Here is a 13,390-nt window from a genome sequence, read left to right on the forward strand (position 1 = left end):
CGGTGCAATTCCACGACTCGATGATCAGCCTCGTCGGCAACACCCCGCTGGTGAGGCTCAACAACGTGACCGCGGGCATCCAGGCGACCGTCCTGGCGAAGGTCGAGTACTTCAACCCCGGCGGTTCCGTGAAGGACCGGATCGCCCTGCGCATGATCGAGGCCGCCGAGCAGAGCGGCGAACTCAAGCCGGGCGGCACCATCGTCGAGCCGACCAGCGGAAACACCGGTGTCGGCCTGGCGATCGTGGCCCAGCAGAAGGGCTACAAGTGCATCTTCGTCTGCCCGGACAAGGTGTCGACCGACAAGATCAACGTCCTCAGGGCGTACGGCGCCGAGGTCGTCGTCTGCCCCACGGCCGTCGCCCCCGAGCACCCGGACTCGTACTACAACGTCTCCGACCGGCTCGTACGGGAGACCCCCGGCGCCTGGAAGCCCGACCAGTACTCCAACCCCAACAACCCGCTCTCGCACTATCACTCGACCGGCCCCGAGCTGTGGGAGCAGACCGAGGGGAAGATCACCCATTTCGTGGCGGGCGTGGGCACCGGCGGGACGATCTCCGGTACCGGCCGCTATCTGAAGGACGTCAGCGACGACCGCGTGAAGGTCATCGGCGCCGACCCCGAGGGCTCCGTCTACTCCGGCGGCTCCGGACGCCCGTATCTCGTCGAGGGCGTCGGCGAGGACTTCTGGCCGACCGCGTACGACCGCACCATCGCCGACGAGATCATCGCCGTCTCCGACAAGGACTCCTTCCAGATGACCCGCCGCCTCGCGCGCGAGGAGGGCCTGCTGGTCGGCGGCTCCTGCGGCATGGCGGTGGTCGCGGCGCTGCGGGTGGCCGAGCGGCTCGGGCCGGACGACGTGGTGGTCGTGCTGCTGCCGGACAGCGGTCGCGGGTACCTCAGCAAGATCTTCAACGATGAGTGGATGGCGGACTACGGCTTCCTGGAGGACACCGGTCCCAGCGCGCGCGTCGGTGACGTACTGAACGACAAGGAGGGCGGCAGCATGCCCTCGCTCGTCCATATGCACCCGGACGAGACAGTCGGCCAGGCCATCGAGGTGCTGCGCGAGTACGGCGTCTCCCAGATGCCGATCGTCAAGCCGGGCGCCGGGCATCCGGACGTCATGGCCGCCGAGGTCGTGGGTTCGGTCGTCGAACGCGAGCTCCTGGACGCCCTGTTCACCCAGCGCGCCTCGCTCGACGACCCGCTGGAGAAGCACATGTCGGCGCCGCTGCCGCAGGTCGGCTCCGGTGAGCCGGTCGGCGACCTGATGTCCGTACTGGGCGCCGCGGACGCGGCGATCGTGCTCGTCGAGGGCAAGCCGAGCGGGGTCGTGAGCAGGCAGGACCTGCTGGCGTTCCTGGCCAAGGGCGGCAAGCAGTAACCCGTTTCGGGGGACTCCGGGGTGCAGGCTTCGCTTCTTCGGGGTCTGCCCCGCCGGCACTTCGCGATCTTCGCTCCGGGGCTTCGGGAACCACCGTTCGGACCTTCGGGAACTTCGTGGAAGTGGTACGCACGCGTCACGTCCGCGCAGCACCGGCTTAACACGGGTCCGGCACATTAGTGGGTGTCGGCAGGGAGGGAGCGGCTCCCCTCCCGGGCCGGCAACCGAAACGGCGCCAAGGACCTCCGGAGCGGCTCCCGGACCTCCATGGACGCCACGGACGCGCCAGCCCGGCCCTGACCCGGCCCGCGTCCCTCGCGGGGACCGCCGTCGTCCCGCCCCCCGGCAACGGGGGTGCGGCGGTCCCCGCGCACACCTCTTTTTGCGCCTAAACCGGCGCCGCTCTCGCGGACGTGGTTGCTCGCCGCGGGGGTTTCTCAATTGATGGTTGCGGTGTTCTTCGTTTCCAAAGACACCGCTTGGCCTCCTATTCCTCCCAGTCCGAGGGCTTCTCCCGGCGCCTGCTGAAGTGGGGGCGGGTGCGTAGGGCGTAGACCGTGTTCACTCCGACGATGCCCGCCCAGGCCACCATGAGGCCGGACAGGCTGCCCGTCGTTCCCGCGCCGATCGCCGAGAGCGGGACGGCCAGGATCAGCGAGACCACGCCGAAGCCGAAGCGGTCGCCCCAGGAGTCGCCGGAGCCCGGAGAGCGCGTGCCCCGGGCGGCGACCATCTGCTGCTCGGCGAGGTGGCGTCGTACCCGTCGGTCGACCACGGCGTCGAGGCGCTGGTCGACCTTGTCCAGGAACGAGTCGACCAGCGCGGACTCGTACTCCTCGCCGAGCTCCCTGCGCGCGTGCAGGGTGGCGTCGAGTTCCTTCTTGAGTTCGGCGTCACGGGTGTCCATGCCGTCCCACGCTACGGAGCCGACGCACCTGTGGCACTGGGGCTAACCCCCCTCTTCGAAGGGGTCTTCCGTTCAGGAGCTGCCCTTCGTGAGCCCCTTCTTCTCCGCGTACGCGCGTGCCACGTCCTCCGGGTCCTTCTTGTCCTTGTCGACCTGCCGGTTGAGTTCGGTGAGGTCCTCCGTCGTCAGTACGTTGCCCAGCTCGGCGAGTGCCTTGCGGACCGTCGAGTCGGCCCTGCGGTCGGCGATGAGGGGGACGACGTGCTGGCCGGGGATCAGGTTCTTGGGGTCGGTGAGGACGACCCAGCCCTCGGTCTGGATGTCGGTGTCGGTGGTGAAGAGGTTCGCCACGTCCACGTCGCCCTTCTTGAGGGCGCCCTTGACCAGCGGTCCGGAGGAGTCGAGCGACTTGAACTCCTTGAACTCGACGCCGTAGACGTCCTTGAGGCCGACCACCCCGACCTCGCGCTTCTTGACCTCGGGGGCGGCTCCCAGGATGAGCTTGCCGTTGTGCTTCGCCAGGTCGGCCAGCGTCCTCAGCCCGTATTTCTCCGCCGTCTCGCGGGTGACCGCGAAGGCGTCGGAGTCCTCTGCCATGCCGTACGGCAGTACCTGCAGGCCCTGGGGGAGGGCGATGGCGAGGGCGTTCTGCATCTCGCCCTCCTCGGTGGCCGTCGCCTTCGGCGCGAGGTAGTGCAGCAGCGCGCCCTGGTACTCGGGCAGGAGGTCGATGTCGCCGCCCTTGAGTGCGGGGATGAGGATCTCGCGGGTGCCGAGGTTGGGGCGGACCGTGGTCTTGACGCCGGCCGCCTCGAGGACGGCGGCGTAGAGGTAGCCGAGCACCTGGTTCTCGGTGAAGTTGGCGGTGCCGATGGTGATGCCGTTCTTGCTGGAGCCGGCGCCGCTGCCGACGCTGCCCTGGCCGTCCAGCGAGGTGATGCCGCTGCCGCAGGCGGCGAGCGCGGGGACGGAGGCGGCGGCGAACAGGCCGCCGAGGAGAGTCCTGCGGTTCATGGTTCGTTGCTCCTTGGCCCTAGGCGGGGCGGTGTCGGAAGAGGGCGCGCTGGAGGGCGGAGAGCGCGAGGTCCAGGACGACGGCGATGACCGCGACCAGAACGGCGCCGCCCAGCACCTGCACGAGGTCGCGCTGGGCGAGGCCGTCGAAGACGTACCGGCCGAGGCCGCCGAAGCTGACGTACGCGGCGATGGTGGCCGTCGCGACCACCTGGATCAGCGCGAGCCGCAGGCCGGTCATGATCAGCGGGAGCGCGAGGGGGAGTTCCACCTGGAAGAGGACCTGGTGGGCGCGCATGCCCTGGCCGCGTGCCGCGTCCTTCACCTCCGGGTCGACGGCGGTCATGCCCGCGTAGGTGTTGGTCACGATGGCCGGGACGGCGAGGGCGACCAGCGCAACGTACACCGGCCACATGGACAGGCCGCTGGCCAGGAAGACCAGCACCACCAGGCCGACGGTGGGCAGGGCCCGGCCGAACGACGAGAGGTTGATGGCGAGGAAGGCGCCCCGGCCGGTGTGGCCGATGAGCAGGCCGACCGGAAGGGCGATGGCGGCCGCGATGAGCGTGGCCAGCAGCGAGTACTGGAGGTGCTCGGCGAGGCGGTGTGCGATGCCGTCGGGGCCGGACCACTGCTCGCCGCTGACCAGCCAGGCGCCGAGGTTCTTGAACAGCTCGTACATGGGCTCAGGCCCCCCGCTTCTGACGGGTCCAGGGAGTCAGGACGTGCTGGACGGCGACCAGCAGCGCGTCCGCGACCAGGGCCAGCAGCAGCGTCAGGGCGACGCCGACGAGGACCGGGGTGGGGAAGTTGCGCTGGAAGCCGTCGGTGAACAGCTGGCCGAGGCCGCCGTCGCCGATGTAGGTCGCCACCGAGACGAGGGAGATCGACATGACCGTGGCGATCCGGACGCCCGCCATGATCACCGGGAGCGCGAGCGGGAGCTCGACGGTGAGCAGCACGCGCAGCGGCCTGGTGCCCATGGCCGTCGCGGCCTCCTTGGTCCTCGTGGGGACGGAGTCGAGGCCCTCGACGGTGTTCCGCAACAGCACGACCAGGGTGTAGACCGTCAGGCCGATGACGGTGGTGGTGCGGGTCAGACCGGAGACCGGGAGCAGCAGTACGAAGATCGCGATCGACGGGATCGTGAAGAAGACGTTCGACAGGCCGAGCAGGAAGCCGCGCAGCGGGCGGATCCGGTGCGCCACGACGGCCAGCGGCAGGGAGATCAGCAGCCCGAAGAAGACGGCGGACAGGGCGGCCTGGAGATGCGAGACGGTGAGGGCGGCCAGGTCGCCCGCATGGCCGGATATCCAGCTCCACTCGATGGTCATGCGGCGACACTCGCTTCGGCGTGGGCGCGTCCTGCGTGGATGTGGATGTCGTCGCGCGAGGTGACGCCGGTGAGGGCGCCGTCGGCGTCGACGCGGGCGACGAGCCCGGCGGGTGAGGCGACGGCCTCATTGAGCGCGGACAGCAGCGCGTCGGTGTCGCGCAGGGGGCGTACGGGCGTGAGGGGAGCGTCCTTCGGGGCGTCCGTGTCGCGCCAGCCGAGGGGCGTACGGGCGCTGTCGAGGACCAGTTCCCAGCGGGCGCCCTCCGGCGCCGGGCCCTGCGGGACGTCCGCCAGCGTCGTCAGCGAGAGCAGCTTCAGGCCGCGTTCGGCGCCGAGGAAGTCAGCCACGAAGTCGTCCGCCGGTCGGGCAAGGAGTTCGGCGGGCGAGGCGCACTGGACGAGATGGCCGCCGGTGCGGAAGACGGCGATGCGGTCGCCGAGCCGGACGGCCTCGTCGATGTCGTGCGTGACGAAGACGATGGTCTTGCTCAACTCCTTCTGGAGCCGGAGCAGTTCGTCCTGGAGCTGGGTGCGTACGACGGGGTCGACCGCGCCGAACGGCTCGTCCATGAGCAGCACCGGCGGGTCGGCGGCGAGCGCGCGGGCCACGCCGACGCGCTGCTGCTGGCCGCCGGAGAGCTGGTGCGGGTAGCGCTTGCCGGCCTCGGCGGGCAGGCCCACGGTCTCCAGCAGTTCCGCCGCCCGCGTACGCGCCTTCCTGTGGCCCCAGCCGAGCAGCAGCGGCACGGTGGCGATGTTGTCGAGCACGGTGCGGTGCGGGAAGAGTCCGGCCTGCTGGATGACGTAGCCGATGGAGCGGCGAAGTTCCGCGGCGTCCTGCTGGAGGACGTCGCGGCCGCCGACCCGGATGGTTCCGGAGGTCGGGTCGACCATTCGGTTGATCATGCGGAGGGTCGTGGTCTTTCCGCAGCCGGAGGATCCGACGAGTACGGTGATGCCGCCCTCCGGCATGTCGAGGGAGAGGTCATGGACCGCCGTTGTGCCGTTGGGGAAGCGCTTGTGGACCGCATCGAATTGGATCATGAGTTGTCCCTTGCCCGGTCTGCATATCGTCATGCAGAGTTCTCGGTAATGAATAGGTTGTCAATGCTTCGGCGTTAATCGCTGGTTACATATGGCCGAGGAGCAAGACGCCGACGTTCGCTGACGTCCGGAGAGGGAGGATTTGCGCGTGATGTCGTCTCGTAATGTGGACACGACGGCTCGTAAGCCGTCCGGCAGCGTGGTCCTCGACGGGCAGGAGCTGGCGATCGCCGACGTCGTGCGGCTCGCCGACGGCACCGCCCGCCCTTTGCCGGGCGCCGAGGCGATGAAGCGCGTCAAGGAGTCCTGGGACGCGGCGCGCGAGATCGCCGCGACCGGTCGCGTCTACGGCCGCTCCACGGGCGTCGGCGCCAACCGCAGCGAGGACGTGCCCACCGAGGCCGCCGCCGGACACGGACTGCGCCTGCTGCGCAGCCACGCCGGTGCCATCGGCGAGGAGCTGCCCGCCCGGCAGGCCCGGGCGATGCTCGCGGTGCGCGCCAACCAGCTGCTCGCGGGCGGCGCGGGCCTGCGCCCCGGCGTCGTCACCGCGTTGTGCGATGCCCTGGAGACGGGCGCGTACCCCGTCGTCAACGAGTTCGGCTCGGTCGGCACCGGCGACATCGCCGCACTCGCACAGGTGGGCCTCGCGCTCGCCGGCGAACACCCCTGGCGGGGCCAGGGTCCCGAGCCGCAGCCGCTCGACAACAACGACGCGCTCGCCCTGATCAGCAGCAACGCCCTGACGCTGGGCCAGTCCGCGCTCGCCCTGCACGAACTGCGCGGCCTCATCGACGCCACCCAGGTCGTCGCCGCCCTGTCGCTGCTGGCGGTCGACGGGTCGCATGAGGCGTATGCGGAGCCCGTGCACGCGGCCCGCCGCCACCGAGGCTCGTACGAGGTCGCCCGGCTCATGCGCGAGCTGATCGGCGCCGCCGAACGCCCCGTCCCGCCGCTCGGCCGCATCCAGGACCCGTACGGCTTCCGCTGCCTGCCGCAGATCCACGGGCCCGCGCACGACGCGGCGGACACCCTCGAGGAGATACTGACCGTCGAGATCAACGCGGCCGCCGAGAACCCGCTGATCTCCCCCGAGGACATGGCGGCCTACCACCACGGCGGCTTCTACATGGCCCAGCTCGCCCTGGCCCTGGACCACTTCAGGCTCGCCCTCGCCTCGGTCGCCCGCCTGTCCACCTCGCGCCTGTCGACCCTCAACGAACCGGCGTACACGCGGCTGCGGCCCTTCCTGGCCGACCACGAGCCCGCCTCGTCCGGGGTGATGATCCTGGAGTACGCCGCCGGGGCCGCGCTCGGCGATCTGCGGGCCTTCTCCGCGCCGGCCTCGCTCGGCCACGCTGTACTCTCCCGGGGCGTCGAGGAGCAGGCCAGCTTCGCGTCCCTCGCGGCCCGGCAGACGCTGCGGGCCTGTGGGGCGTTCCGGCTCGTCGTCGGCTGCGAACTCGTCGCCGCCGTACGCGCGCTGCGCCAGCGCGACCTGCGGCCCGAGCCGGAGCTGCCGGTGGGGCGGGCGCTGGAGCTCGCCGAGTCGGTGCTCGACCCGGACCTCGCGGACCGGCCGCTCACCGACGACGTGAGCGCCGCGGCCGCACTGCTCGACCGGTTCACGGACCTGGTGTCCGACGTGGTGAAGGGGCCCGAAACGAGGGGGGCGACGCCATGGCGGGGCGCGATGTGAGGAAGTCGGGCGACGGCATGGCGGGGTCCGACGCGACGAACAGGTCCGACGCGATGGCGGCGTCCGACGTGAGGAACGGGGGCGACGCGGTGACGGGAGCCGACGTGACGAGGGGAGACACGGACATGAGCGGGAACGACAGCCCGGCCGCCCGGCTGCAGGCGCTGTTCGAGGGCCACCGGCTGACACCCACCCAGCGCCGCATCGCGCACAGCATGGTGCGCCGGGCCGCCGACGTGCCGTTCCTGTCCAGCGTGGAGCTGGCCGAGCTCGCCGGCGTCAGCCAGCCGTCGGTGACCCGCTTCGCGGTCGCGCTCGGCTTCGACGGCTATCCGGCACTGCGCAGGCACCTGCGCGAGGTGGCGCCGGCGGAGGCCCCGGCGGGCGCGACCTCGTACAACGAGTACCAGCAGGCCGTCGAGGCGGAGATCGAAAACCTCCGGCATCTCGCGGAGCTGCTCGCCGATCCGCGGCCGGTTGCCCGCGCCGGACGCCTGCTCGCGGCGTCCCGCCCGCTCCCGGTCCTCGGCCTGCGCGCGGCCGCGTCCCAGGCGTACGGCTTCGCGTACTTCGCCGCGAAGGTGCATCCGGACGTACGCCTGCTGAACGAGGGCGGCACGATGCTCGCCGACCGCATCGACGCGGCCGCCCGCGCCGGGGCGACGGCACTGCTCTGCTTCGCGCTGCCGCGCCATCCGCGGGAGGTCGTCGACGCACTGACGTACGCACAGGAGGCCGGGCTGACGGTGGTCACCGTCGCCGACAGCGCGTTCGCCCCGGTGGCCAAGGTCTCGGACGTCCTGCTCCCCGCCGCCGTGGGTACGGGCCTCGCCTTCGACACGGCCTGCGCCCCGATGCTGCTCGGCCGGGTCCTGCTGGAGGCCATGTGCGACGACATCCCGGACGCCCAGGCCCGGCTTGAGGAGTTCGATGCGGGGGCGGCGGCGCGGGGATTGTTCGTCGAATAGCCGCAGGCTGGTGCGGGCGCTGTCGATGAGCCTACTCGTACCGGTCCCGTCAGGCGCCTCAGTCCTCGCCCCGCGCCCGCAGCACCAGCTTGTTCACCACCCACAACGCGATGCCGATCGCGAGCAGGACGCCGGCCCGGATGTAGACGTCGGCGGCCCGGTCCGCGAGAGGGCTGGCCAGGACGACGGCGGTCAGGGCGCCCAGTACCGGCAGCGCCGTCGGTGTACGGAAGTGCTTGTGCTCCACCCGGTCTCGGCGCAGCACCAGCACGGCCACATTGACCACCGCGAACACACACAGCAGCAGGAACGCCGTCGTGTCGCCCAGGCCCTCGATCTCACCCGTCGACACCAGGCCGATCGCCAGGAGCGAGACGAAGACGATGCCCACCACGGGCGTGCGGCGCCGGGGCAGGATCCGGGCCATGCCGCGCGGCAGGATCCGCTCGTTCGCCATGCCGTAGCAGAGCCGCGAGGCCATCATGATGTTGATCAGCGCCGAGTTGCTGACGGCGAAGAGCGCGATGAGGGCGAAGAGTTTGGGCGGGAACTCGACGCCGCCCGCCTTCACGACCTCCAGCAGCGGGCCGCTCGATCCCTCCAGGACCCGGTAGTCGACCAGCAGCGAGGAGATCAGCGCCACCAGGACGTAGATCGTGCCCGTCACGGCGACACCGAGGAAGATCGCCCGGGGGAAGTTGCGGGCCGGGTCCTTCGTCTCCTCGGCCATGTTCACGGAGTCCTCGAAGCCGACGAACGCGAAGAAGCCCAGGGCGGTGGCCCCCAGCACGCTCGTGAGCAGGGCGTATCCGGTGCCCTCCGCCTGGAACTCGCCCAGCCGGGAGGGGTCCCCGCCGCCCGTCAGGACGGCGTACGCACCGATCCCGAGGATGATCATCAGGCCGGAGAGCTCCACCAGTGTCAGGACCACGTTCGTCTTGACCGACTCCGAGACGCCGCGCAGGTTCAGCGCGGCGAGGAGAACGATGAAGGTGATCGCGATGAGCGTGGGCGGCAGGGCGTTGTTCGTCAGCTCGGCCATGTAGTCGCCGCTGAAGGCACGGGCCGCCGCGCTCGCGGACGACAGGCCCGAGCACATCACCATGAAGGCGACGATGAACGTGAAGAAGGGCAGCTGGAACGCCTTCTGCGTGTAGAGGGCGGCGCCCGCGGCCTTCGGGTACTTGCCGACGAGTTCCACGTACGAGGCCGCCGTCAGGATCGCCACGACGAACCCGATGGCGAACGGCAGCCACAGCGCCCCGCCCACCTTGCCCGCGACCTTGCCCGTGGTGGCGTAGATGCCGGTGCCGAGGATGTCGCCGATCACGAAGAGGATCAGCAGCTTGGGGCCGATGGCGCGCTTGAGCGGCGACCCCTCGGCCGGTGGTGTGGCGGCAGCGGTTTCTGCGGTGGACACGAGAACTTCCCCCGATCGGTGATCCGTCGATCCGTCGATCCGTCGATCCGTCGATCCGTCGGTCTGTCGGTCTGTCGGTCTGTCGGTCTGTCGGTCTGTCGGTCTGTCGGAGAACTGTCTGCCCCGTCCGGGACCTGCAATGCGCCCCTGCGCCGGCAGCACACCTGCACGGGTGTGCGAGATGGGTCAGATGCCTCTCGTGCCGGTCATGCCGGTCATGCCGGTCAGAGGCCGTCCGTGAGCGCCCCCGCGTGGGCCCCGCCCGACTCGGCGACGATCTCGTCGAGCGTCTGCGGGGTGCGGACCACGGCGAAGCGCACCTCGCGGCCCGCGTCGGCGGTGAAGCCGTAGATCCCGGGCCGGGCGAGCGAGTTGTACGCGTAGTGGTGCGCGAAGTAGTACGCGCCGGTGTCCAGCGCCGCCACGTAGTCGCTCTGTTCGAGCAGCGGGAGCGAGCGGTTCGTGGCGAGCAGGTCGCCCGCGAAGCAGGCCGGGCCCGCGATGTCCTGTATGACGTCGGGCCCGTTCTTGGGGCGGCCCTTCGCGTCGTACGCGGCGATCCGCAGCGGCCACAGCTCCGGCGCGTAGACGGTACGGGTCGCCACCTGCACGCCCGCGTGCGTGACCGCGATCGGCCGGCCGCCCGACGACTTCGCGTACTCCACGCGCGCCAGCACCGTGCCGTGCTTGGCGAGCAGCGACCGCCCGAACTCCGTCACCAGCCCGTAGCGCCCGTCGAACAGCCCCGGGACCTCCCGCCTGAGCAGTCGCGCATACGTTCCGTAGGCCGGGGTCGGATCGTCCGTCGTGAAGTCGACCGGCAGGCCGCCGCCGATGTCGATGGTGTCGATCTGCCGCCGACCGGCCTTGGCGTTGATCTCCTCGGCGAGCTCGTACGTCGTCCGGACACCCCGCGCCATCAGCTCCAGCGGCAGGCCCTGCGAGCCGGAGTGCGCATGGAGGCGGGTCAGCCACGGGCGGTCCAGGTACGCGCGGACCACCCACGCGCGGGCGCCCTCGTCCAGCAGCGCCACGCCGAACTTGGAGGTGGCGGTGGCCGTGGACAGGGCCTCGATCGAACCGCGGCCGACGCCCGGGTTCACGCGCAGGCCGAGGGGCGAGGCGGTGGGGCCGGAAGCGACCAGCTCGTCGATGCGGGACAGCTCCTGGGGGTTGTCGGCGTTGACGGCGATGCCGAGGGCGAGGGCCTCGCGCAGTTCGTCGAGGGTCTTGGCGGGGGAGTCCAGCACGGTGTGGTCCGGCGGTATCCCGGCCGCGCGGGCCAGGGCCAGCTCGCCGGGGCTCGCGACCTCCGCGCCGATGCCGCATGCGGCAAGGAGCCGCAGTACGGGCACGAGCGGGGTCGCCTTCACGGCGAAGGCGTGCAGTACGGGCGTACCGGCCGGGGTGACCTGATCGAACGCGTCGCGCAGGGCGGTGGCGGTGGCGCGGATGCCGACGACGTCGAGGAGGCCGATGATGGGGTTTCCGGGGCCGACGATGCCCTGCTCGACGGCTGCGCGCACGGCGTCGTCGCGTCGCGCGCCCGCGTCATGTGGTTCGTCCTGCTTGTGTCGTTCGTTCTCTTCGTTCTCGTGTTCCGTGCCCTCGCCCATGCGTTCCAGAGAACCACCGGTCGCGCGCCCGCGCTGCCGCACTCAGTGAAGGGAACGTATTGACTAGTTCTATTCAGGGACCCAGGATGTGAATATCCGCGGCAACATCCGCCGGCCCGCCGCAAGGAGGCAGACCATGTCAGAGCCCAGGCCCGTACGAGCGCCGCGTGGCACCGAGCTGAGCGCCCTGGGGTGGCAGCAGGAGGCCGCGCTGCGGATGCTGCAGAACAACCTCGACCCCGAGGTCGCCGAGCACCCCGACAAGCTCGTGGTCTACGGCGGCACGGGCAAGGCGGCCCGCGACTGGCGCTCCTTCGACGCCATGGTCCGCACCCTGCGGACCCTGAAGCAGGACGAGACGATGCTCGTGCAGTCGGGCCGCCCGGTCGGCGTGATGCAGACGCACGAATGGGCGCCGCGGGTGCTCATCGCCAACTCCAACCTGGTCGGCGACTGGGCCAACTGGGAGGAGTTCCGCAGGCTGGAGGCCCTCGGCCTGACGATGTACGGCCAGATGACCGCCGGCTCGTGGATCTACATCGGTACGCAGGGCATCCTGCAGGGCACCTACGAGACGTTCGCCGCGGTGGCCGCGAAGAAGTTCGGCGGCACGCTCGCCGGAACCATCACGCTGACCGCGGGTCTCGGCGGCATGGGCGGCGCCCAGCCGCTCGCCGTGACCATGAACGACGGTGTCGCGATCTGCATCGACTGCGACCCGCGCGCCATCGAGCGCCGCATCGAGCACCGCTACCTGGACGTCAAGGCCGACTCGCTCGACCACGCGCTCCAGCTGGCGGTCGAGGCCCGCGACGCCCGCCGCCCGCTCTCCATCGGCGTCCTCGGCAACGCAGCCGAGCTCGTCCCGCAGCTCCTCGCCATGAACGCCCCCATCGACATCGTGACCGACCAGACGTCGGCCCACGATCCCCTGTCGTACCTCCCGCTGGGCGTGGCCTTCGAGGACATGGCGTCGTACGCGGCGGAGAAGCCGGCGGACTTCACGCAGCGCGCGCGGGAGTCGATGGCGCGCCACGTCGAGGCGATGGTCGGCTTCATGGACGCGGGCGCGGAGGTCTTCGACTACGGCAACTCGATCCGCGGCGAGGCCCAGCTCGCGGGCTACGACCGGGCGTTCGCGTTCCCCGGCTTCGTACCGGCGTACATCCGGCCACTGTTCTGCGAGGGCAAGGGCCCGTTCCGCTGGGCGGCGCTGTCGGGCGAGGCCTCGGACATCGCCAAGACGGACAAGGCGATCCTGGACCTGTTCCCGGAGAACGAGTCCCTGGCCCGCTGGATCAAGTTGGCGGGTGAGCGCGTCCACTTCCAGGGCCTCCCGGCCCGCATCTGCTGGCTCGGCTACGGCGAGCGCGACCGCGCGGGCGAGCGCTTCAACGACATGGTGGCGAGCGGCGAACTCGCGGCCCCGCTCGCGATCGGCCGCGACCACCTCGACTGCGGCTCGGTCGCATCGCCGTACCGCGAGACGGAGGCGATGCTCGACGGGTCGGACGCGATCGCGGACTGGCCGCTGCTGAACGCGATGGTGAACGTGGCATCGGGCGCGTCGTGGGTCTCGATCCACCACGGCGGCGGCGTCGGCATGGGTCGCTCGATCCACGCAGGCCAGGTGACGGTGGCGGACGGTACGCCGCTGGCAGGCAAGAAGATCCGCCGCGTCCTGACGAACGACCCCGGGATGGGGGTCATCCGCCACGTGGACGCGGGGTACGACCGCGCGGACGAGGTGGCGCGGGAGCGGAGCGTACGGGTGCCGATGCGTGAGGGTGACGCCGAGTGATGCAGGACGACGCCGCGTCTGTGGGCAGTCGTTCCGCTGAGGCGATGGGGGTCCCCCCGCTCGAGCGAAGCCGAGAGTGGGGGAGGGTGGGCACAGACGCACCCGCAGACGGCGGACGGCAGTCACCACCCCGGGGTCCGGGGGCGAAGCCCCCGGTTTCGGGAAGGGGCGGGGTTGGGGAAAGTCCACCG

The 13,390-nt window shown here is 70.9% G+C and carries 11 protein-coding genes; 4 read left to right on the top strand and 7 right to left on the bottom strand.

Features of this window, described 5'->3' with window-relative positions; all coding sequences use genetic code 11:
* Window positions 1–2: 2 nt before the first annotated feature.
* Entirely contained in the window at window positions 3–1,394 is a 1,392-nt protein-coding gene (locus tag H1D24_RS29780; RefSeq protein ID WP_181660816.1) for a cystathionine beta-synthase, read from the top strand.
* Between the two features lie 487 nt (window positions 1,395–1,881).
* Here the strand turns inward: H1D24_RS29780 and H1D24_RS29785 are convergent, their stop codons facing one another.
* The 5 genes from H1D24_RS29785 to H1D24_RS29805 all read right to left on the bottom strand — a co-directional run bounded on the left by H1D24_RS29785 (window position 1,882) and on the right by H1D24_RS29805 (window position 5,695).
* On the bottom strand, window positions 1,882–2,301 hold the full coding sequence (locus H1D24_RS29785; protein ID WP_181660817.1) for a hypothetical protein: 420 nt from the start codon (window positions 2,299–2,301) through the stop codon (window positions 1,882–1,884).
* A gap of 72 nt (window positions 2,302–2,373) precedes the next feature.
* Window positions 2,374–3,315 (bottom strand): ABC transporter substrate-binding protein, encoded by a 942-nt coding sequence (locus H1D24_RS29790; RefSeq protein ID WP_181660818.1) that lies wholly within the window; start codon window positions 3,313–3,315, stop codon window positions 2,374–2,376.
* Window positions 3,316–3,334: 19 nt separating this feature from the next.
* Window positions 3,335–3,997, bottom strand: coding sequence for an ABC transporter permease (locus H1D24_RS29795; protein WP_181660819.1), 663 nt, complete (start codon window positions 3,995–3,997; stop codon window positions 3,335–3,337).
* 4 nt (window positions 3,998–4,001) lie between these two features.
* Window positions 4,002–4,649: an ABC transporter permease gene (locus tag H1D24_RS29800; RefSeq protein ID WP_181660820.1), complete on the bottom strand. Its 648-nt coding sequence runs from the start codon at window positions 4,647–4,649 to the stop codon at window positions 4,002–4,004.
* Window positions 4,646–5,695: an ABC transporter ATP-binding protein gene (locus tag H1D24_RS29805; RefSeq protein ID WP_181660821.1), complete on the bottom strand. Its 1,050-nt coding sequence runs from the start codon at window positions 5,693–5,695 to the stop codon at window positions 4,646–4,648. Before H1D24_RS29805 ends, H1D24_RS29800 begins: the two co-directional genes overlap by 4 nt.
* Window positions 5,696–5,846: 151 nt before the next feature.
* Here H1D24_RS29805 and H1D24_RS29810 point away from each other — a divergent pair, with 151 nt between their 5' ends.
* Both H1D24_RS29810 and H1D24_RS29815 read left to right on the top strand, forming a co-directional pair.
* Window positions 5,847–7,394, top strand: a complete 1,548-nt coding sequence (locus H1D24_RS29810; RefSeq protein ID WP_181660822.1) for an aromatic amino acid ammonia-lyase — start codon at window positions 5,847–5,849, stop codon at window positions 7,392–7,394.
* A 125-nt stretch (window positions 7,395–7,519) separates the two neighbouring features.
* Window positions 7,520–8,362, top strand: a complete 843-nt coding sequence (locus H1D24_RS29815) for a MurR/RpiR family transcriptional regulator (protein WP_181660823.1) — start codon at window positions 7,520–7,522, stop codon at window positions 8,360–8,362.
* Between the two features lie 58 nt (window positions 8,363–8,420).
* Here the strand turns inward: H1D24_RS29815 and H1D24_RS29820 are convergent, their stop codons facing one another.
* Together H1D24_RS29820 and H1D24_RS29825 are read right to left on the bottom strand one after the other, a co-directional pair.
* Window positions 8,421–9,782, bottom strand: coding sequence for an APC family permease (locus H1D24_RS29820; RefSeq protein WP_181660824.1), 1,362 nt, complete (start codon window positions 9,780–9,782; stop codon window positions 8,421–8,423).
* A gap of 224 nt (window positions 9,783–10,006) precedes the next feature.
* Window positions 10,007–11,398, bottom strand: coding sequence for a type III PLP-dependent enzyme domain-containing protein (locus tag H1D24_RS29825; RefSeq protein ID WP_181660825.1), 1,392 nt, complete (start codon window positions 11,396–11,398; stop codon window positions 10,007–10,009).
* A gap of 136 nt (window positions 11,399–11,534) precedes the next feature.
* Between H1D24_RS29825 and hutU the strand changes: the two genes are divergently transcribed.
* Window positions 11,535–13,199, top strand: a complete 1,665-nt coding sequence (gene hutU, locus H1D24_RS29830) for a urocanate hydratase (protein WP_181660826.1) — start codon at window positions 11,535–11,537, stop codon at window positions 13,197–13,199.
* The last annotated feature ends 191 nt before the right edge of the window (window positions 13,200–13,390 follow it).

It is taken from the genome of Streptomyces himalayensis subsp. himalayensis, assembly GCF_013778455.1.
Lineage (GTDB): Bacteria > Actinomycetota > Actinomycetes > Streptomycetales > Streptomycetaceae > Streptomyces > Streptomyces himalayensis.